Raw genomic sequence first — 18,624 nt, forward strand, 5'->3', positions numbered from 1 at the left:
CAACGTGGACGACCAAGCTACCAACGCCCGGGCGGCTTGGCGGCGGGCCGGATTGCCAGTTAGCGTTGCGATCATGCCAAAGCCGCAGGTGCGCCTTCCCCCAGCCGACCGTCTCGTGGTGGTGCTGGCCTATGACGGGCTCTGCACCTTCGAATTCGGTGTCGCCGTGGAGATCTTCGGATTGCCGCGTCCGGAAATGGGAGCGGACTGGTACCGATTCGCGGTGGCGGCCCTCGATCCCGGCCCGATGCGGGCCGAGGGCGGAGTCCGCTTCCTCGTCGACGGCGGGCTCGACCTCCTGGATCAGGCCGGCACCATCGTGGTGCCGGGCTGGCGGGGTGCGGAGATACCGGTGCCGGAGGCCCTCGTGTCGGCCCTCCGGGCGGCCGCCGCGCGGGGCGCGCGCATCCTGTCGATCTGTTCGGGCGTCTTCGTCCTCGCGGCGGCCGGGCTGCTGGACGGCCGACGCGCCACCACGCACTGGCGCCACGCTGAAGCCCTCGCCATCCGCCATCCGGGCATCCGCTTCACTCCGGACGTGCTCTACGTGGACGAGGGCGCGATCCTGACCTCGGCCGGCAGTGCCGCCGGGATCGACCTCTGCCTGCACCTGGTGCGGCGCGATTTCGGCCCGGTCGCCGCCAATCGCGTCGCCCGACGCCTCGTGGTCCCACCCCACCGGGACGGCGGACAGGCCCAGATCGTCATGGGCGCGGTGCCGTCGCTGCACGAGGCCGCCCGGATCGGCCCCCTCCTCGACGCGATGCGGGCGAACCCGGCCGGCGCCTGGCCGGTCGCCCATCTCGCCGCCCGCGCCGGCATGAGTTCCCGGACCCTGTTGCGGCGCTTCTCCGCAGCGACAGGTACGACGCCCGCCCGCTGGCTTCTCGACCTACGCCTCGCCCGTGCCCGCGACCTGCTGGAGCAGGCGGATCACCCCCTCCAGGCCGTCGCCGAAGCGGCCGGCTTCACCACGGCCGCAGCCCTTCGCCAGCAGTTCCGCCGCCGCTTCGCGGTGACGCCGTCTGCTTATCGGGAAAGCTGTCTCGGACGATCCCGCGGTCCTTGAGCCGGCGCTGGCAACGCACGGCCCTCAAACGCAAAAACGCCCCGAGGGGCGTCAAGTCGATCAGACTTCGGCTGGAAAACTGGAGCGGGCGAAGGGATTCGAACCCTCGACCCCAACCTTGGCAAGGTTGTGCTCTACCCCTGAGCTACACCCGCTCACACCCGTCGTGGCCCAGGCGTTGTTCCCGGCCGGACGGTTCTTCGTCTCAACGAAGCAAAAAGCCGCCTTGCAGCGGCTGTCGCTCCGGTCGTCTCGGTCTGTCAATTGGAGCGGGCGAAGGGATTCGAACCCTCGACCCCAACCTTGGCAAGGTTGTGCTCTACCCCTGAGCTACACCCGCTCACAACCGCACCGCTGGTGGGAAAGACCCGCCGGCGGCCCCGGACGGCGTCTCTAAACACCATTCCGCCGGGCGTTGCAAGCGCTGAATCGCCGGGGCGGTTTGCCGGCATCGCGTCCGGCCCTCAGGCCTGCCAGTGGGCCGATGACGGCACACCCTCGCGGATCTCGCGCAGGCGCGCGCGGGTCGCGGCGGTGGTCTCCGGGGGCAGCGCGTCGAGGGCGAAGAACCCGCAGGCCGCGATCTCGCCGTCCGGCGCCTTCGGAACCCGAACCGAGAAGGCGTGCACCACGTAGAGAGCGACGTGGTCGCGCCCCGCCGCCGTTCGGTTGTGGTAGAACCCATGCAGCCGCATCGGTCGGTCGGGATCGACCACGATTTCGGCCTCCTCGCGGAACTCGCGGATCATCGCCGCCGCCGCGCTCTCGCCGGCCTCGACGCCGCCGCCCGGCAGGTGCCAGCCCGCCACGTAGGTGTGGCGCACGAGGCAAACCCGGCCCTCCGCGTCGAGGGCGGCGCCCCGGACGCCGAGCGTCATGCCGCGCGTCGCGAGGGCGCCATACTGGATCAGGCGCCGCATCCAGGATCGGTCGAGCAGCATCCGCCTCAGACGACCCGCAGGCGGATGACGCCCAGGCCGTCGATGGCCGCCGTCATGGTCTCGCCGCGCGACACCGCGCCGACGCCGGACGGCGTGCCGGTGAAGATGAGGTCGCCCGGGTGCAGCTCGAAATAGGTCGAGAGCAGCGCGATCTGCTCCTGGGTCGACCAGATCATCTCGGAGAGGTCGCCGCGCTGGCGCTCCCGCTCGTCCACCGCCAGCGTGATGGCGCCCCGCGCGGGGTGACCGATGGCCGAGGCCGGGTGCAAGGGTCCGATCGGTGCCGAGGCGTCGGCGGATTTGGCGAGGTCCCAGGGCCGTGCCAAGCGCTTGGCCTCGTCCTGGACGTCGCGCCGGGTCATGTCGAGGCCGACCGCATAGCCGTAGACATGGCCAAGGGCGGATGCCTCCGCGATGTCGCGACCGCCGAGGCCGAGGGCCGCCACCATCTCCACCTCGAAATGGTAGTTCTCGGTGCGCGGCGGATACGGATGGTCGACCGGATCGTCGCCCGTGACGATCTGCAGGGCGTCGGCGGGCTTCATGAAGAAGAACGGCGGTTCCCGGTCCGGGTCCTTGCCCATCTCGCGGGCATGGGCGGCGTAGTTGCGACCGACGCAGTAGACCCGCCGCACGGGGAAGAGGTCGTCGCTGCCGACGATCGGCAGGGCGATGCGGGGTGGGTTTGGAATCACGGACAACATGGGAAGCCAACCTCATTTCCGGGACGATGCGGCGCTGCGCCCGGTCGCCCGCCCTGCACAGGACGTCCCGCCATCCCTATCATAGGCTGCAGGCTCGGCCGCGCCATCCCGTCGCGGTGCGGGTCCGGGCCGGTGAGATCCAACGTGCGAGACCTGTGGTGACCGATCCTTCCCGCCTGCTGGCATACCTCACCACGTGCCTCGGCCCCGCCCATGTCCTGACCGACGCGACCGACCTCGCGCCCCACCTCGCCGAGACCCGTGGCTTGCAGCGTGGGCACGCCCTGGCGCTGGTGCGGCCTGCCGACACCGCCGAGGTCGCCGGCGTGGTCCGGGCCTGCGCCGAGGCCGGCGTGCCGGTGGTGGCCCAGGGCGGCAACACCGGTCATGTCGGCGGCGGCCTGCCGCAGGGCGGCATCGTGCTGTCGATGGCACGCCTGACGCGCCTGCGGGCGATCGACCCCGTCAATGCCAGCATCACCGTGGAGGCCGGCATGGTGCTGGCCGACGTTCAGGCGGCGGCCCAGGCCGCCGGCCTGCTGTTTCCGCTCTCACTGGCCTCCGAGGGCTCCTGCCGCATCGGCGGCAATCTCTCCACCAATGCGGGTGGGACCGCCGTGCTGGCCTACGGCAACGCCCGCGACCTCGTCCTTGGGCTCGAGGTCGTGCTGGCCGATGGCCGGATCTGGAACGGGCTCAAGGGCCTGCGCAAGGACAATGCGGGCTACGATCTCAAGCATCTGTTCCTCGGCTCGGAAGGAACGCTCGGGCTGATTACCGCCGCGGTGCTGAAACTCTTTCCCCGGCCGACCTCCCGCGCCGTGGCCTTCGTCGGCCTCGCCTCGGCCGATGCCGCCCTGGACCTGTTCCGGCGCCTGCGGGCGGAGGCCGGGGCCGGCCTCACCGCCTTCGAGTACATCGCGCCCTTCGGGTTGGAGATCGTCCTGCGCCACCGGGCCGGCGCGCGCGCGCCCCTGGCCGGGCGCCACGGGGCCTACGCGCTGGTGGAGGTTTCAACCACGCGCCCGGGCGAGGAGGCCGCGACCCTGATGGAGACGCTGCTCGCCCGGGCCCAGGACGAAGGCCGCCTCGACGATGCCGCACTGGCGGCCAGCGAGGCGCAGGCGAACGCCTTCTGGGACCTGCGCGAGAGCCTGTCCGAGGTCCAGAAAGCCGAGGGCGGCTCGATCAAGCACGACGTCTCGGTGCCGCTCTCCCGCCTGCCCGAATTTCTCGCGCGGGCGACGCAGGCCTGCGAGGCGGAGATGCCGGGCCTGCGCGTCTGCGCCTTCGGGCATTTCGGCGACGGCAACATCCACTTCAACCTGAGTCAGCCCGTTGGCATGGACCGCGCCGCCTTCCTGGCGGATTGGGGGCGGTTCAACCGGATCGTCCACGACATCGTTGACGCCCTCGGCGGATCGATCGCGGCTGAGCATGGAGTCGGCCTGCTCAAGCGAGACGAACTGGCGCGCTACGCCGACCCGGTCGCCCTCGACCTCATGCGCCGCCTCAAGGCCGCCCTCGATCCGGGCGATCTGTTGAACCCGGGTAAAATCCTTGCCCCGAGCAAGATTCTGAACCCCGGCTGATCTCGAATGCTCGATCGTGAGTAGCCGCAGCGCCTCCCCGCTTCGCGGCGTCATACGTCTTATCGGAGGCCTCAACAAAAATTTAGCCGGAACCCTGTCGCATCCCGTCGGATTACTATTGTGCGCCGCACAAAGGATTGTCAGATTGTCGACGGCGGCGCGCCATAAATCGGCTGTTCTATGGGCTGAAGAGGCTGAACCGCAACGACGGCCGATTGGGTGCAGTGCGGCGAGTTAGGCTGGCCTTAACCGCTTTGTCCTCTCCTGCGGAGAGGCAGCACCACGCGGTTCGCAACCGAAGACCGAGCAGGAGACACGTTCGATGCCGACTTCCCAGGCGAGAGTTCCGACCGCCGAGGCGAGCCGCTATCTCAAGCAGCTCTGCCGTCACTGGAGCCACAAGTTCCCGGTGGAAGCCACCGAGGATGCCGGTCGCGTGCCGTTCGGCGAGGACCGGGTCTGTACCTTCGAGGCCGGTCCCGACGCGCTCCTGATGCGGGTGGCCACTCCCGATCCGGCTGCCCTGACCCGCCTGGAGAACGTGGTCTCCGACCACCTCCTGCGCTTTGCCTTCCGGGAGAACCTCGGCCAGATCACCTGGTCGCGCGCGGCCTGACCTGGCGCGGGGGCGGCGCGCGCAGCGCTTGACCTGGCCTCCCGAGACCTGATCTTGAGCGCGAGACGCTTCAGGCAGGACCGGGAGACACGGGATGGACGGGATCGCGCAGACGACGCACGGAGCGGCACCTTTGGGCCCGGCCCCGCATGCGGAGCGGCTCCAGCGCCTCGCGGAAGTCGCCGTGAAGGTCGGCCTCGGTCTGCGGCCGGGACAGGAACTGGTGATCACGGCGCCGCTCGAAACGGTGCCGCTGGCTCGCGCCATCACCGAAGAGGCCTACAAGGCCGGAGCCTCGCTCGTCACCACCTTCTACGCGGACGATGCCGCCACCCTGGCGCGGTTCGCCCACGCGCCGGACGACGCCTTCGACACGGCCGCCGGCTGGCTCTACAGCGGCATGGCCGAGGCCTACCGCAACGGCGCGGCCCGCCTCGCCATCGCGGGGGACGACCCGTCCCTGCTGGCGGGCCAGGATGCCGGCAAGGTCGCGCGCGCCAATCGCGCCCGCTCGAAGGCCTATGTGCCGGCTCTCGAACTTATCGCCAACTTTTCCACCAACTGGACCATCGTCTCGGCCGCGACCACGCCGTGGGCCAGGACGGTGTTCCCCGACCTGCCCGAGGGCGAGGCGGTCGCCCGCCTGTGGGATGCGATCTTCGCGGCCTCGCGCGTGGACGGTCCCGACCCGGTCGCGGCCTGGGAGGCGCACAATGCCGCTCTCCACACGCGCATGAACGCCCTCAACGCGCACCGCTTCGCGGCTCTGCGCTTCTTCGGTCCCGGCACCGATCTTACGGTCGGCCTCGCCGATGATCACGAATGGTGCGGCGGCGCCTCGGCCTCGCGCAGCGGCATCGTCTGCAACGCCAACATACCCACCGAGGAGGTGTTCACCACCCCGCACAAGGACCGGGTCGACGGGACGGTCACCAGCACCAAGCCCCTGTCCTACCAGGGCACGCTGATCGACGGCATCCGCGTGCGCTTTGAGGACGGCCGCATCGTCGAGGCCACCGCCCGCACTGGCGGCGACGTCCTGGCCAAGGTCCTGGAGACCGACGAGGGCGCGCGCCGCCTCGGCGAAGTCGCGCTGGTGCCGGCTTCCTCGGCGATCTCGGCCTCAGGGCTGCTGTTCTACAACACCCTCTACGACGAGAACGCCGCCAGCCACATCGCCCTCGGCCAAGCCTACAGCAAGTGTTTTCGCAATGGCGGCGCGGATTTCAGCGAGGACGACCTCGCGGCGCGCGGAGCCAATCGCAGCCTCATCCACATCGACTGGATGATCGGCTCGAAGGAGATCGACGTCGACGGTCTCTCCGCCGAGGGCCGCGCGATTCCGGTGATGCGGGCTGGCGAATGGGTGGCGTGAGCCCGGATCGGAACCGTGGCCTGATTCAACCTCAACCCGCGTGAGGTCAGCCTCGAACCACGGGCCGCTCGGGCGGCGACGACCCGGGAAGCCGTGCCCGGGCGGCGCCCGCATCGCGTCCTGAGGACAGGGGGCGTTCCCGGAAGCCGGGGGCCTTCAGAATCCTGGCGCTTTGGCGGCACCAAGAATGCGGGTCGGGCGACCCTCGTTGCCGCCCTGGAGCACCACGACGTAGGTGTCGGCCTCGGTCACTTCGGCCATCCGGTGCGGGATCTCGAAATGCGCCGCCTGTCCGGTCCAGGCGCCGATCCGGTGCATCCCCCGCACCACGTTGATGTAGTCGAAGACCTGCCCCTTGTTCTCGCCGCCGCCGATGGCGAGGCGGCGCCGGCGCATGACCGGCAGGAGCCACAGGTCGGCTTTGGCCTCCGGCCCAGTGCTCGCGCCGACGTCGATGCAGATCCGGTCGCCCTCCTCCCAGCTCTTCACCGAGACCGACGGCACGCTGCTCGCCCGGGCGCGCCGCAGGGCGCGCTCCAGGGAGTTCCGGTCGGAGCGGATCATCGACGGCTCGCCGTTGACGATGGCCTGGGGCGTGAAGATCTGCCGTTCGCCGCGCAGGGACGCATAGGCCCGCTGCCGCGCCGTGAAGGCCGGCTGGCCATAGGCATCCTTCCAGCCGAGATAGTCCCAATAGGTGATCGGGAAGGTCAGGGCGATGACGCCGGGCTCCCGGGCGAAGTCTCCGAGCACCCGCGAGGCCGGTTGGCACGCGGCGCAGCCCTGGCTCGTGTAGAGCTCGATCACCACCGGCGAGCGCTCGCCCGCACGGGCCATCGTCGCGACGGCCGTCAGGGCGCCGGCCAGGACCAGTGCCAGGGGCAGGCCGCCGGTACGGCGCAGCAGGAACATCGCGGCGAGCCTCATGCCGTCATGATACCGACGGTTGGCCGTTCTCCGGCATCACGGTCGCTCGATCCGCGGCCGGGGTCGTCGGCGCCGGGTCCCCGGCCGACCCGTGCACCGGATCGTGCGAGGACTTTGGCTTCAACTTCGGCTTCGGCAGCATCGCGGGGCGCCAGCGCCGATGCATCCAGAGCCACTGGCCGGGATTCTCGCGGATCCACCCCTCGATCTCCCGCGTCATCGCCTGCATCGCACCCTGGACGTCGATGGCACCGGAGGCATCGCGCGGCAGGTCGAGGGGAGGCGTCAGTTCGAGGTGGAACCGGGTTCCCCCGCGGCGGACGACGCGCGCGCCGTGCACCGGACACTCGTAATGGCGGGCGAGCTTGCCGAGCAGCGGGTTGACCAGCACGGGCTTGCCGAAGAACTCCACCACCACGCCCCGGGTGAAGTGCTGGTCGATGAGCTGGCCGAGATGGCCGCCGCGCTCGACCACGCCCTGCATGGCGAAAACCGCGCCCTGCCCGGCTGCCGCGAGGCCCCCCATGGTCTGGCGCCGGACCTCCTGCACGAGGCGGGCGGAAGCCGCATCGTTGGGGGGACGGAAGATCGCCGTCGCGTCGAGGCCGAACCGCGCCGCGCAGATCGCGGGCAATTCCCAGTTCGCCAGGTGGGCGGAGAAGATCAGGCCCGGTTTGCCGTCGTCGCGCAGGTCGGCGAAGTGGGTCTCGCCCGCGACCGTGATGCGCCCGGGGGCCGTGAGGTCCGCCGGATCGAGATCGAACAGGGTGTGAAGATGGGCGTATTCCGCGCCGGTGCGGCCGAGATTGTCCCACGCCTCCAAGGCGAGCGCGCGGATCGCCGCCGCATCGCGTTCAGGGAAGGCGGCGCGCAGGTTGGCGACCGCGGTGCGGTGGGCCGGCAGGAACGGCCCGACCGTCCGGGCGACCCATCCGCCGACCCGGCTCGCCCGCTCCGCCCCGAGCAGGCGCGCCAGCCAGAACAGACCCCGGATCAGGGGGATCATCGCGAGCCCGGCGAGCCGCGGCAGGTGACGCTTCAGAACGAGGGCAAGGCGGAGCAAAACGAATCCCGTGACGCGGGGCGTTCCGTCGACGACCCTGATCCCTGGCATAATTCATTTTAGCCTTTGACGGCACCCGTGTGCGCTGCAACTCAGAGCGTCACCAGGATTTTGCCGAAGACCTTGCGGGATTCCAGGCGTTCCAGGCCCTGCGCGAAATCGGCCAGCGGCAGGACCGTGTCCACGACCGGCGTGATGCCTTGCGCCATCTTGGCCATGGCGTCGCGGATATTGGCCATGGAGCAGCCGAACGAGCCGGTGATGCGGTATTGCTGCTGGAACAGCTGCATCAGGTTCATGGTGGTCGAGACGCCCGAGGTCGAGCCGCAGGTGACGAGGCGGCCGCCGCGCTTGAGGCACAGGAGCGAGCCGTTCCAGGTGTCCGGTCCGACATGCTCGAACACCACGTCGACGCCCTTGCGCTTGGTCAGGCGACGCACCTCGCCCTCGAAGCGCTCGTCGCGATAGTTGATGACGTGGTCGGCCCCGAGCGCCCTGGCCTTCTCGCCCTTGGCGTCGTCGCCCACGGTGGTGAACACCGTGCAGCCGATGGCCTTGGCCATCTTGATCGCCGCCGTACCGATGCCGGAGCCGCCGGCATGGACGAGGATGCTCTCGCCGGGCTCCAGGCGGGCATTGTCGAACAGCATGTGCTGCACGGTGCCGAAGGCCACGGGGGCACAGGCCGCATCGGTGAAGCTGACGCCGTCCGGGATCTTGACCACGAGGCGGGCCTGCATGGTGACGCGCTCGCGGGCGAAGCCGTCGATGTGGAAGCCCATGACGCCGGAGACATCCTCGCACAGGTTGTCACGCCCCTCCCGACAGGCCCTGCACCGCCCGCAGGTTTGGGCGCCGTACATCGCCACCCGGTCGCCCTCGGCCAGATCCGCGACGCCCTCGCCGACGCAGACGATCTCGCCCGAGGCTTCGGCCCCCACGGCGAGGGGAAGCTTGCGCTTGGCGAAGGCCATGCCGCGAAAGCCCCAGACGTCGATGAAGTTGAGGCCCACGGCGCGCACCCGGATCTGGACCTCGCCGGGGCCGGGGGCGGCGGGCTCCGCGACGTCTTCGAGGCGCAGGTCGCGGTCGCCGTGGAGCTGAAGGGCTTGCATGGGGCTCTTTTCTCTTCGCGGGCGCATCCGAATACCCTCCCCCTCTGCGGAGGAGGGTGCCTGTGGAGCAGGCGGGCGAGGGGCGCCCTGTCCGGAGATGGCGCTCCCCTCACCCGACCCGCCGGTGCGGGCCCCCCTCTCCCGCGGAGTGGAGAGGGGAATGCGGTGATGCCGCTCTGGCTAACCTTCGCGGCACGGGGCATCAACCCGTCGGCCCGCATTCACTCCGGCGACAGATAGCGCCGCCGGGCCCAGCCGAGGATCGGGCCGGCCTTGACCCGGCACCAGGTCAGCCCGCTCGGGGTGTCGGCGGTGCAGCCGAAGCCGCGCAGGCGGGCGCCCACCGGCGCCTGCCCGAGGGCGGGGGCAGCCGCGTCCGGCGTCTCGCGGATGCTGAGGGTCTCGCCGCGTGGAAGGCCGTCGACCCGGTACGCCTCGGCGGCCGAGGCCGGGACAGCGGCAAGCAGGGCCAGGACCAGCGCGGCTGGGATGGCGGACGAGAGGCGCGAGAACATGGGACGGCTTGGTCTCAGGTGCGGTGGACGCCCATCATGGCGGTGAGGCCGCCATCGACCGGCAGAACCGTCCCGGTGATGTAGGCCGCGCCCTCGCCCATCAGGAAAGCCGCGAGGGCCGCCACGTCCTCGGGCCTCGCAAAGCGGCCGGCGGGAATCTGGCGCTCCATGGTGGCGCGATAGGCGGCATAAGGCGCCATCATCTCGGTGTCGATGAAGCCCGGCGCGATCACGTTGACGGTGACACCGCGCTTGGCCGATTCGATCGCGAGCGTCCGGCAATAGGCGATCAGGGCGCCCTTGGTGGCCGCATAGGCCGCGTTGCCCGGACTGGCCTGCAGGGCCGCCACCGAGCCGATGGCGATGATGCGCCCGGAACGCCCCCGGATCATGCCCCGCACGAGGGATTTCGCCAGGCGGGTGAGCGACCAGAAATTCACCTGCATGGCCGCCTCGGCCCGGTCCTGGTCCAGCATCGCCGCGAGTGCATCGGAGGATTGGCCGGCATTGTGGACATAGCCGTAGAAGCGCTCGTCCTCGATCCGGTCGCAGAAGGCGTCGAGCGCGGGCCGGTCCGCGAGGTCCAGGGCTTCGGCGGTGATCGCGCGGCCGGGATACGTCGCGACGAGATCCCCCACGAGGGCCTCGGCCGCAGCACTGGAGGAGCGATACGTGAAGGTGACATCGTGTCCGGCGGCGGCGAGCGCCCGCACGATGGCGGCTCCGAGGCCCGAGGCGCCGCCGGTGACGAGGACGCGCGTATGGGATTCGGGGCGCAGGTCCGTCTTCATGCCGGCTCGTCCGCCAGCACGAGACAGGTGTTCTGGCCACCGAAGCCGAACGAGTTCGAGAGAACCCGGCGCACTGGAACGTCGCGGGCTTGCGCCACGATGTCGAGGGGGATGGCCGGGTCGGGCATCGCGTAGTTGATGGTCGGCGGAATGCGGCCATGCGTGATGGTGAGGAGCGAGATCACCGCCTCCACCGCTCCGGCGGCCGTGAGGGTGTGCCCGATCATCGACTTGTTGGAGGACACCGGCAGGGTGCGGATGCGGTCGCCGAAGACGGCGGCGCAGCTCATCGCCTCCATCTTGTCGTTCTCGGGCGTCGAGGTGCCGTGGGCGTTCACGGTGTCGATGGCGTCGGGTTCCGTACCGGCATCGTCCAGGGCGGCGCGGATCGCCGCGATGCCGGGGGCGCCGTCGGGGCTCGACCGGGTGCGGTGGAAGCCGTCGCCCTTCTCGCCGCAGCCGAGCACGTAGCCGAGGATCTTCGCGCCCCGGGCGCGTGCGGCCTCCGCGTCCTCCAACACCAGGGCGCCGGCGCCCTCGCCCATCACGAAGCCGTCACGATTCTTCGAGAACGGCTTCGAGGCCGCCTCCGGCGGGTCGTTCTGGGTGGAGAGGGCGGAGAGCAGCGAGAAGCGAATCAGCGATTCCGGGTTCACCGAGCCGTCGGTGCCGATGCAGAGGGCGGCCTTCACCTCGCCGCGCCGGATCGCCTCGACCCCGAGCTGGATCGCGGTGGCGCCCGACGAGCACGCGGTGGAGAGCGAGATCGGCGAGCCCTTGGTGCCGAAGCGGTCGGCGATGTGGTCGGCCACCGTGCCGAAGATGAAGAGGTCGTGCCAGGCGTCGAAGCGCCGGCTCGCGGCGGCGCGCTGCAGGTCGGTATAGGTGATCGGGCCGTTCTGGCCGGAGGCCTCGGCCAGGGCTTGGCGCTGCGGCCATTCGATCTCCACCGGGGGCACGGCGATGAACAGGGCGCCGGGAAAGTCGCCGGGGCGGCCGAGGCCCGATTGCGCGATAGCCTCGTCGGCGGCTTCCTCCGCGAAGCGCTGCGACAGGGCGGGGGCGACCAGCGGATCGGTGTCGAGGAAGTCGACGGTGCCGGCGATGCGGGTGCGCAGGCCCTCTGTGGGAAAGCGCCGAATGGCGTGGATCCCTGAGCGGCCGGCCGTCAGGGCGGCCCAGTTGTCGGCCTGCCCCTGGCCCAGGGAGGTGACGATGCCGAGACCTGTCACCGCCACCAGCGGCCGGCCCTTCGTGTCCCGATTCGTCGCGTGCCGGGGAGATGGGTTCGTCATCGCGCCGTTCTACACCGTTCTTTGCAAGGGCCCTTCGCCCATTGTGGCCGCTCCGATCGAATCGGCATCTCAGGGCGCCGTGACTCGGATCACGCCCTCGCCGCGGCGATGGCCCACCACCGTCACGGCAACTTCGCGCAGACCTGTCTCCGAGACCAGGGCTGCCGCCAGCGCCGCCCCGAAGGGCGCCGTGGTCTCGAGGCTGTGGCCCGTCACGTCGCCCAGCGCTGTCACGGGAATTCCCGGGGCGAGGCGCGCCAGGGCCGCGCCCTCCTCCGCGGTGATCGGGGCGACTCCGGTGGCGCCGGAGATCACGGCGTCCGGGGCGTCGAGGCCCGTGCTGGCCCAGAGCGCGGCGAGGCTGGCTTCGGTGCTGCCGGGCTGCCGCCGGGTTCGGCCGCTCGCCACGATGTCGAGGCGTGCCAGCGCCTTTGCCCCGCGCGCTGCCGCATGCTCCGCCGTCTCCAGCACCAGGAAGGCGGCGGCGCTTCCGAGGATGAAGCCGGCCTCGCTGTCCGGTGTCCGGTCGAAGACCGGGCGGAAATCGTGGGCGCGCAGGTAGCCGCCCATCTCGTGAATGACCATCACGTCGGGACGTTCGGCGCTGTAGGAGCCGCCCACCAGCATGCACTCGACCTGCCCCGAGGCGATCCGCGCCTGGGCGATGCGCAGCGCGTCGGTGCCGCAGGCCTCCTCGCCCATGAAGGTGCGCGAGGCCCCCGTAACCCCGTGGACGATGCCGATATTGCCGGCGAGCAGGTTCGAGAGCTGGGCCAGGAAGAGGGTCGGGCGCAGGTCGTTCTGGAGATGCTCGTTGAGGTAGGCGCCCGGATCGGCCGCTTCGCGCAGGCCGGTGAGGATGGCGCCGTCGACCGCGGTGTCGCGCTCGCCACCGCCCGCCGAGACCACGAGGTGCATGCGGCTCTTGAGGTCGGCATCGCCCTTCACCCCGGCTGATTCGAGGGCGAGGCCGGCGGCGTAGACGCCGAGGCGCTGCCAGGGCTCCATCTGGCGCTGATCCGATTTCTTCGGGATCTGTCCGTCGAGGGCGATCGGCGCGACCGGATGCACCGTGTAGGGCGCGAACGTCTCGGTGTCCGTCCGCGCGGGGGCACCCGCTGCCAAGACCGCCAGATGGGCCGCAACGCCCTCGCCCGCGCAGGAGACGAGACCGATGCCGGTAACGACGACGTCGCGCGCAATACTCATGTCAGGACGCTCATGCAGGCTCCCCCGCGAGATCGAACAGGCCGATCCTGCGGGCCCGCTCGCGCATCGGCCCGTCGAGCCCAACCGGGAACGGCATGGTGCGGAAGCGCAGTTCGGCATTGGCCAGCGGCTTGCCGTCGTGGCGGATGGCCGCCTTGGTCACCGCGTAGCCCGAACCGTCATGCTCCAGGCTGGCCTCGATCTGGAGTTCGGCGCCGGGGCCGACGAAGGCACGGAAACGCGCCTTGTCGACGCCCATCAGGAACGGCATCTGACGGAAGCCCAGATGCGCGAGGACGAGGTAGCCCGAGGCTTGCGCCATGGTCTCGGTGAGCAGCACGCCGGGCACCAGCGGATGGTCGGGAAAATGCCCCTCGAAGACCGGGCTCTCCATCGGCACGCGGGCCAGGGCCTCGATCCGGCCGGCCTCGCGGTCGAACCGGGTCACGGCATCGATCATCTCGAAGTATTCGAGGCGCATGGCGTCCAGATCCCGTGCGGGCGGGTTTTCGAAGAGGCCGCGCCGGATGGTCGGGACGGCCGAGATCACGCCTGTGGTCAGGCTTTGGCGGCCTTCTCGGCCACCAGGGCGTCGATGCGGGCGCACAGATTCTTGAGGACGAAGTACTCCTCGGCCGGCACCTTGCCCTCGTTGACCTCCTGGGTCCAACGCTCGAGCGGGAGCTTGATGCCGAAGGCCTTGTCCACCGCGAAGGCGATATCGAGGAAGGCGAGCGAATCGATCCCGAGATCGTCGATGGCATGGCTCTCAGGCGTGATCGTGTCGCGCGGGATGTCGGCGGTGTCGGCGATGATGTCCGCGACGCGGTCGAAAGTGGCGGTATGGGTCTGGTCGGACATGCGTTCTCGCCGTGTGACTGGGTATCCCGCCGGAATCGGCCCATGCCGATCGGGGGCCGGAATGATCCGGCGCATGATGCCCGGTGCCCCCGGTCGCGCAGCATGCCCCGTGAGTCGGCGTCTCCGCCGACCCTGGACAGGGAAGGCGGTCCCTTACACGAGGGGGGTAGGACGGGCAACCTTGGCCATCACGGCGTCGCGATCCGGCCCTCGTCTCCATTCCGATCCTGCGCGAATGGCCTAGATGCACGCCGAGGGACGCCAGGATGTCGCGCGGGCGGCCGTTCCGAATAAGGTCGAGCAGGACGATGGCACACCCTCCCTCCCTTACGTCCCCAGTGACGCATCCCGACGGCGCCCTTGACCCACGCGTCGCACCCGACCTTCCGCCGAGTGCGGGGGCACACCCCCTGTCCGGGGCAGCACAGGGCGTCGCTCGACTCGCCCTCGTCGTCGTTCTCGCGGGGCTCGGCCTCTGGGTCCTGCACCACTTCATCCCGGCCCTGGTCTGGGCGGTGATCCTGGCGATCGCGCTCGGTCCCCTCTACGCCCGTGCCGAACGACGGTGGCCGCCGGGCGGCCACAACATCGCCCTGCCGGCTCTGTTCACGGCGGGCGTGGCGCTGATCTTCCTGATCCCCCTCGTCGTGCTGGGGGTGCAGGCGGCCCGCGAGGCTCACGACGTGGCCGGTTGGGTCCGCTCCTTCGAAAAGACCGGCATTCCCGTGCCGGATTTGCTGGGTCATCTGCCCTTCGGGGCGGCGCAGGCGCAGGCCTGGTGGGCGGAGACCCTGAGCCACCCGGCGGCGGGCTCGGAGTTGCTGCAGCATTTCGACAAGTCCGCAGTGCTCGGCGCGACGCGCAGCCTCGGGGCCGAGATCGTCCGCCGCACCGTGCTGTTCGGCTTCAGCCTGGTGGCCCTGTTCTTCCTGTTCCGGGACCGGCGCACGGTCGTGGCTCAGGTTCTCACGGCCAGCGCCAAGCTGTTCGGCCCGCGCGGCGAGCGGGTGGCACGCCAGATGGTCGCCTCGGTTCACGGCACCGTGAACGGACTGGTCCTGGTCGGACTCGGCGAGGGCGTGCTGCTCGGAATCGTCTATTTCTTTGCCGGTGTACCGCATCCGGTACTGCTCGGGGCGCTGACGGCGGTCGCCGCCATGATCCCGTTCGGCGCACCGTTGGTCTTCGCCCTTGCGGCGGCGTTCCTGCTCGCCAACGGTGCGGTGGTACCGGCGGCGGTCGTGGTGGCAGCGGGCCTCGTCGTCACCTTCGTGGCGGACCACTTCGTGCGCCCGGCGCTGATCGGCGGCACCACCCGCCTGCCCTTCCTCTGGGTGCTGCTCGGCATCCTGGGCGGGGTCGAGACGTTCGGGCTGCTCGGCCTGTTCCTCGGCCCGGCCGTGATGGCGGCGCTGATCCTGCTGTGGCGGGATTTCACCTACGGCGCAGAGATCGAGGAGCCCCGGGCCTGAGCCCGGGGGCGCGGCGGTTCAGGCCGGGCGCGGCAGCTTGCAGCTGTCCAGGGCGTTCAGGGCCTTGGCCCGGGCGGAGTCGTTAAAGTAGCCGGTGCTGCGGTAGGCATCCAGCTCGGACTTGTCGAGGGTGGCGAGGGTCTGGTTCGCGTAGCAGCCGCAGGAGCGGGCCAGCGAGACCTCGGACACATTCTGCAGGCGGGCCTGGGTGACGGTGCAGGCGTGGCGCACGCGGCCGGTCAGGTTGCTCGCCGATGCGGTCTTCAGCGCCGGATCGGGGGTGTAGCCTTCCAGCGACGCGGTCGGGCCGGGCTTGTTGGCATTGCAGGCGGCAACGAGCGAGAGCAGGCCGGCGGCGAGGAGGAGCCGGCCGGTGCGCGGGGCGATGAGGCGCATGGGATCGATGGGTCCGTGAAAGCGATTCGGGAACGAACCGGTTTCCCGTGAGGGTCCCGCCCGCGCAAGGGCGCCGGGGCCACAGTGGAGACGCAAACGCCGCCGCCCCGACGGGGCTGCGGCGCGCGTATCCAGACTATCCGACGCTGTCGGTATCTTCGATCAACCGATGCGATCGGGCTTTCGGCATCAGCCGACGATGTCGGAATCCTGGAAGAACTGGGCGATCTCGGCCTTGGCGTTCTCGAGGCTGTCCGAACCGTGGACGGTGTTCTCGCCGACCGACTCGGAGAAGGTCTTGCGGATGGTACCCTCATCGGCATTGGCCGGGTTGGTGGCGCCCATCACTTCGCGGTACTTCGCGACAGCGTTGTCGCCCTCGAGCACCTGCACGACGACCGGACCCGAGGTCATGAACTCGACCAGCTCGCCGAAGAACGGGCGCTCCTTGTGGATTTCGTAGAACTTCTCGGCCTGGGCGCGGCTCATCTGGATGCGGCGCTGGCCGACGATGCGCAGGCCCGCCTTCTCGATCACGGCATTGACCGCGCCGGTCAGGTTCCGCTTCGTCGCGTCGGGCTTGAGAATGGAGAAGGTGCGCTCGGTGGCCATGGTCCGTCCGGGTGTGATCGCTCAGCCGAAAATGGCTTCGGCGCCGGGCTTATAGCGGGCAGGCTCCCTCCCCTCAACCCGAGGCGGGATTACTGGGGATAACCGGTCCGACGGAGCGCGATTCTCGGCGAACATGGCTTTGGCGCAACAATGCCGGAAAAACGCCCGATTGCGGAGGCCTCCTGTGGCCAGACGATCACGGCCCCCTCTTCCGCAATAAAACGCCATACGGAGACTAGGACATGCGCGTCGCCCTCACCGCCGCCTTCATCCTCGCCGGCCTCGCTCCCGCCGCCGCGGCACCGACCCAGGACCCGACGGGCACCTGGCTCACCGGCGATGGCCGCGCCAAGGTGCGCATCGACCGATGCGGGCCGGGTGCCGCCAACATCTGCGGCAAGGTGGTCTGGGCCAAGGCCGCCACCAACGAGGATGGCAGCCCGCGCACGGACTTCAAGAATCCCGATCCGAAGAAGCGCAGCCGGCCGGTGGTCGGCCTTACGCTCCTCGATAACCTGAAGCCCGAGGAAACCAAGTTCTCCGGCGAGATCTACAACGCCGACGAGGGCAAGATGTACCAGGTCAGCCTGGAGCGCGAGAGCAGCTCCGAGCTGTCGGTCTCGGGGTGCCTGCTCAAGGTGCTGTGCGGCTCGCAGACCTGGACCCGGGTGCCGGACGTGAACCAGCAGGCTTCCGCCCAGCCGGAGCCGGTCCCCGCCGTGAAGGCCGCGCCCAAGGCCCCCAAGGCGGCCCCGGCCAAGCCGGCGGTCGTGCCGGCCGAGTAGTCCGGCCGGCGCGGAGCGGCGGTCTCAGACCGCCGCGAACCCGCGCTGAACCGCCGGCCGTGCCATCACGCGGTCGAGCCAGGCTCGCACGTGGGGCACGCTGGCCAGTTCGATGCTCTGCTTCTCGTGGTACTTGGCCCAGGGCAGGATCGCGATGTCGGCGATCGAGTAATCGCCCGCCACGTAGTCCCGCTCCGCGAGGTGCCGGTCGAGCACGCCGTAGAGGCGTTGGGCCTCCGTCGTGAAGCGCTCGATGGCATAGGGGATCTTCTCCTGTGCGTAGATGCGGAAATGGTGGACCTGGCCAAGCATCGGCCCGAAGCCAGCCACCTGCCAGAACAGCCACTCGTCCACCGCCACCCGTGCCCGTTCGTCGGCCGGATACAGGCATCCGGTCTTGCGCCCGAGATATTGCAGGATGGCGCCCGATTCGAACACCGTGATGGGCTCTCCCCCCGGCCCGTCGGGATCGACGATGGCCGGGATCTTGTTGTTCGGCGAGATCTTCAGGAAGTCCGGGGCCATCTGATCCCCGCGCCCGATATTCACCGGCACCACCCGGTAGGGCAGCCCGCACTCCTCCAGCATGATCGGGATCTTCCAGCCGTTCGGCGTGCTCCAGGTATGCACGTCGATGGGTTTTCCCGGCGCGTGTGCCATGCGGTTCTTATCCAGCCCAGTTCAGGCCCGCTCGATTCGCCGAAACAATCCGGCATGCGGGCGGAAGGTTGCAGACTCCGTGCCATGGACACGGGGCCGTGGCACAGGCGACGACACGAGCAGTGGATCGCCCGGGAAGCCGCACGAATGGTGCTTGCCACCGCTCAGGGTTGTGGCTGTGATGCGGCCGGCCCGCTGCACGGCGGCGCCCAAGCGTCCCGGGGGTCGTCATGCTGTCATTCCGTTCGCGTCGCACCGCTGCTTTGTTCGCGGCCTTCGGGCTTCTGGCAAGTCCCCTCATCCTGACGAGTCCCGTCATCACCGGCGGTGCGCTGGCGCAGGCCGCGCCGAAGCCCGCGAAGGAACTCAGCGTCGGCCAGAGTGCCGCGCGCGAGCGCCAGAAGAAGTGCGGCGCCGAGTGGCGCGCCCTCTCGGTCGCCGACAAGGCCGCCCAGGGACCGAAATGGCCGCAATATTATAGCAAGTGCGTGAAGCGCCTGAAGCAGGTGAAGGCTTGAGGGGTTCGACGCCCGTTTCCCTTCGCCGACCTGATGCTTTCCTGAGCGTGTAAGGAACGCAAGCCTGACCGCACCGGTTTCCGAAGCGGTCGGGTGATGCGGTGGCGG

21 protein-coding genes and 2 tRNA genes are annotated in these 18,624 nt (G+C 69.9%); 7 read left to right on the top strand and 16 right to left on the bottom strand.

The window, feature by feature from the left end; genetic code table 11:
• Positions 1-73 precede the first annotated feature (73 nt).
• Positions 74-1,069, top strand: coding sequence for a transcriptional regulator FtrA (gene ftrA / locus J7U37_RS10395; RefSeq protein ID WP_247635660.1), 996 nt, complete (start codon positions 74-76; stop codon positions 1,067-1,069).
• An 80-nt stretch (positions 1,070-1,149) separates the two neighbouring features.
• On the opposite strand, the gene J7U37_RS10400 is transcribed toward ftrA, so the two are convergent.
• The 4 genes from J7U37_RS10400 to J7U37_RS10415 all read right to left on the bottom strand — a co-directional run bounded on the left by J7U37_RS10400 (position 1,150) and on the right by J7U37_RS10415 (position 2,714).
• Positions 1,150-1,224, bottom strand: a tRNA-Gly gene (locus J7U37_RS10400).
• Positions 1,225-1,334: 110 nt separating this feature from the next.
• Positions 1,335-1,409, bottom strand: a tRNA-Gly gene (locus tag J7U37_RS10405).
• Between the two features lie 124 nt (positions 1,410-1,533).
• A complete protein-coding gene (locus J7U37_RS10410; RefSeq protein ID WP_247635661.1) occupies positions 1,534-2,010 on the bottom strand; it encodes an NUDIX domain-containing protein in 477 nt (158 codons plus the stop codon).
• A 5-nt stretch (positions 2,011-2,015) separates the two neighbouring features.
• Complete coding sequence (locus J7U37_RS10415; RefSeq protein ID WP_247635662.1) at positions 2,016-2,714, bottom strand: fumarylacetoacetate hydrolase family protein; 699 nt, start codon at positions 2,712-2,714, stop codon at positions 2,016-2,018.
• Between the two features lie 158 nt (positions 2,715-2,872).
• On the opposite strand from J7U37_RS10415, the gene J7U37_RS10420 reads away from it, so the two are divergent.
• From J7U37_RS10420 to J7U37_RS10430, 3 genes are all read left to right on the top strand, one after another.
• Positions 2,873-4,306, top strand: a complete 1,434-nt coding sequence (locus tag J7U37_RS10420) for an FAD-binding oxidoreductase (RefSeq protein ID WP_247635663.1) — start codon at positions 2,873-2,875, stop codon at positions 4,304-4,306.
• Between the two features lie 322 nt (positions 4,307-4,628).
• Entirely contained in the window at positions 4,629-4,922 is a 294-nt protein-coding gene (locus J7U37_RS10425) for a DUF2218 domain-containing protein (RefSeq protein ID WP_056183833.1), read from the top strand.
• A 94-nt stretch (positions 4,923-5,016) separates the two neighbouring features.
• Complete coding sequence (locus J7U37_RS10430; protein WP_247635664.1) at positions 5,017-6,297, top strand: aminopeptidase; 1,281 nt, start codon at positions 5,017-5,019, stop codon at positions 6,295-6,297.
• 156 nt (positions 6,298-6,453) lie between these two features.
• Here the strand turns inward: J7U37_RS10430 and J7U37_RS10435 are convergent, their stop codons facing one another.
• The 9 genes from J7U37_RS10435 to J7U37_RS10475 form a co-directional block, all read right to left on the bottom strand.
• A complete protein-coding gene (locus J7U37_RS10435) occupies positions 6,454-7,224 on the bottom strand; it encodes a DUF1223 domain-containing protein (RefSeq protein WP_247635665.1) in 771 nt (256 codons plus the stop codon).
• Between the two features lie 4 nt (positions 7,225-7,228).
• A complete protein-coding gene (locus tag J7U37_RS10440; RefSeq protein WP_247635666.1) occupies positions 7,229-8,287 on the bottom strand; it encodes a lipid A biosynthesis lauroyl acyltransferase in 1,059 nt (352 codons plus the stop codon).
• Positions 8,288-8,379: 92 nt separating this feature from the next.
• Positions 8,380-9,402: a zinc-binding dehydrogenase gene (locus tag J7U37_RS10445; RefSeq protein WP_247635667.1), complete on the bottom strand. Its 1,023-nt coding sequence runs from the start codon at positions 9,400-9,402 to the stop codon at positions 8,380-8,382.
• Between the two features lie 221 nt (positions 9,403-9,623).
• Positions 9,624-9,917, bottom strand: coding sequence for an SH3 domain-containing protein (locus J7U37_RS10450; protein WP_056482501.1), 294 nt, complete (start codon positions 9,915-9,917; stop codon positions 9,624-9,626).
• A 14-nt stretch (positions 9,918-9,931) separates the two neighbouring features.
• Positions 9,932-10,708, bottom strand: a complete 777-nt coding sequence (locus J7U37_RS10455; RefSeq protein WP_247635668.1) for an SDR family NAD(P)-dependent oxidoreductase — start codon at positions 10,706-10,708, stop codon at positions 9,932-9,934.
• Positions 10,705-12,003, bottom strand: coding sequence for a beta-ketoacyl-ACP synthase (locus tag J7U37_RS10460; RefSeq protein WP_056183844.1), 1,299 nt, complete (start codon positions 12,001-12,003; stop codon positions 10,705-10,707). The genes J7U37_RS10455 and J7U37_RS10460 overlap by 4 nt, the downstream gene beginning before the upstream one ends.
• A 69-nt stretch (positions 12,004-12,072) precedes the next feature.
• A complete protein-coding gene (locus J7U37_RS10465) occupies positions 12,073-13,212 on the bottom strand; it encodes a beta-ketoacyl-ACP synthase (RefSeq protein ID WP_247635669.1) in 1,140 nt (379 codons plus the stop codon).
• A gap of 10 nt (positions 13,213-13,222) precedes the next feature.
• Positions 13,223-13,693, bottom strand: coding sequence for a 3-hydroxyacyl-ACP dehydratase FabZ family protein (locus J7U37_RS10470; RefSeq protein ID WP_247635670.1), 471 nt, complete (start codon positions 13,691-13,693; stop codon positions 13,223-13,225).
• A gap of 77 nt (positions 13,694-13,770) precedes the next feature.
• A complete protein-coding gene (locus J7U37_RS10475; RefSeq protein ID WP_055949487.1) occupies positions 13,771-14,073 on the bottom strand; it encodes an acyl carrier protein in 303 nt (100 codons plus the stop codon).
• Between the two features lie 308 nt (positions 14,074-14,381).
• On the opposite strand from J7U37_RS10475, the gene J7U37_RS10480 reads away from it, so the two are divergent.
• On the top strand, positions 14,382-15,545 hold the full coding sequence (locus J7U37_RS10480) for an AI-2E family transporter (RefSeq protein WP_247635671.1): 1,164 nt from the start codon (positions 14,382-14,384) through the stop codon (positions 15,543-15,545).
• An 18-nt stretch (positions 15,546-15,563) separates the two neighbouring features.
• Here J7U37_RS10480 and J7U37_RS10485 read toward each other — a convergent pair whose 3' ends face one another.
• Together J7U37_RS10485 and ndk are read right to left on the bottom strand one after the other, a co-directional pair.
• Entirely contained in the window at positions 15,564-15,941 is a 378-nt protein-coding gene (locus tag J7U37_RS10485) for a hypothetical protein (protein ID WP_247635672.1), read from the bottom strand.
• Positions 15,942-16,130: 189 nt separating this feature from the next.
• Positions 16,131-16,553, bottom strand: coding sequence for a nucleoside-diphosphate kinase (gene ndk, locus J7U37_RS10490; protein WP_056183849.1), 423 nt, complete (start codon positions 16,551-16,553; stop codon positions 16,131-16,133).
• Between the two features lie 242 nt (positions 16,554-16,795).
• Between ndk and J7U37_RS10495 the strand changes: the two genes are divergently transcribed.
• Positions 16,796-17,338: a DUF2147 domain-containing protein gene (locus tag J7U37_RS10495; protein WP_247635673.1), complete on the top strand. Its 543-nt coding sequence runs from the start codon at positions 16,796-16,798 to the stop codon at positions 17,336-17,338.
• Positions 17,339-17,362: 24 nt separating this feature from the next.
• On the opposite strand, the gene J7U37_RS10500 is transcribed toward J7U37_RS10495, so the two are convergent.
• On the bottom strand, positions 17,363-17,998 hold the full coding sequence (locus tag J7U37_RS10500; protein ID WP_056183854.1) for a glutathione S-transferase N-terminal domain-containing protein: 636 nt from the start codon (positions 17,996-17,998) through the stop codon (positions 17,363-17,365).
• A 230-nt stretch (positions 17,999-18,228) separates the two neighbouring features.
• Here J7U37_RS10500 and J7U37_RS10505 point away from each other — a divergent pair, with 230 nt between their 5' ends.
• A complete protein-coding gene (locus J7U37_RS10505) occupies positions 18,229-18,516 on the top strand; it encodes a hypothetical protein (RefSeq protein ID WP_156376040.1) in 288 nt (95 codons plus the stop codon).
• Positions 18,517-18,624 lie beyond the last annotated feature (108 nt).

Origin of the sequence: Methylobacterium sp. 37f (genome assembly GCF_023093475.1) — a bacterium.
Lineage (GTDB): Bacteria > Pseudomonadota > Alphaproteobacteria > Rhizobiales > Beijerinckiaceae > Methylobacterium.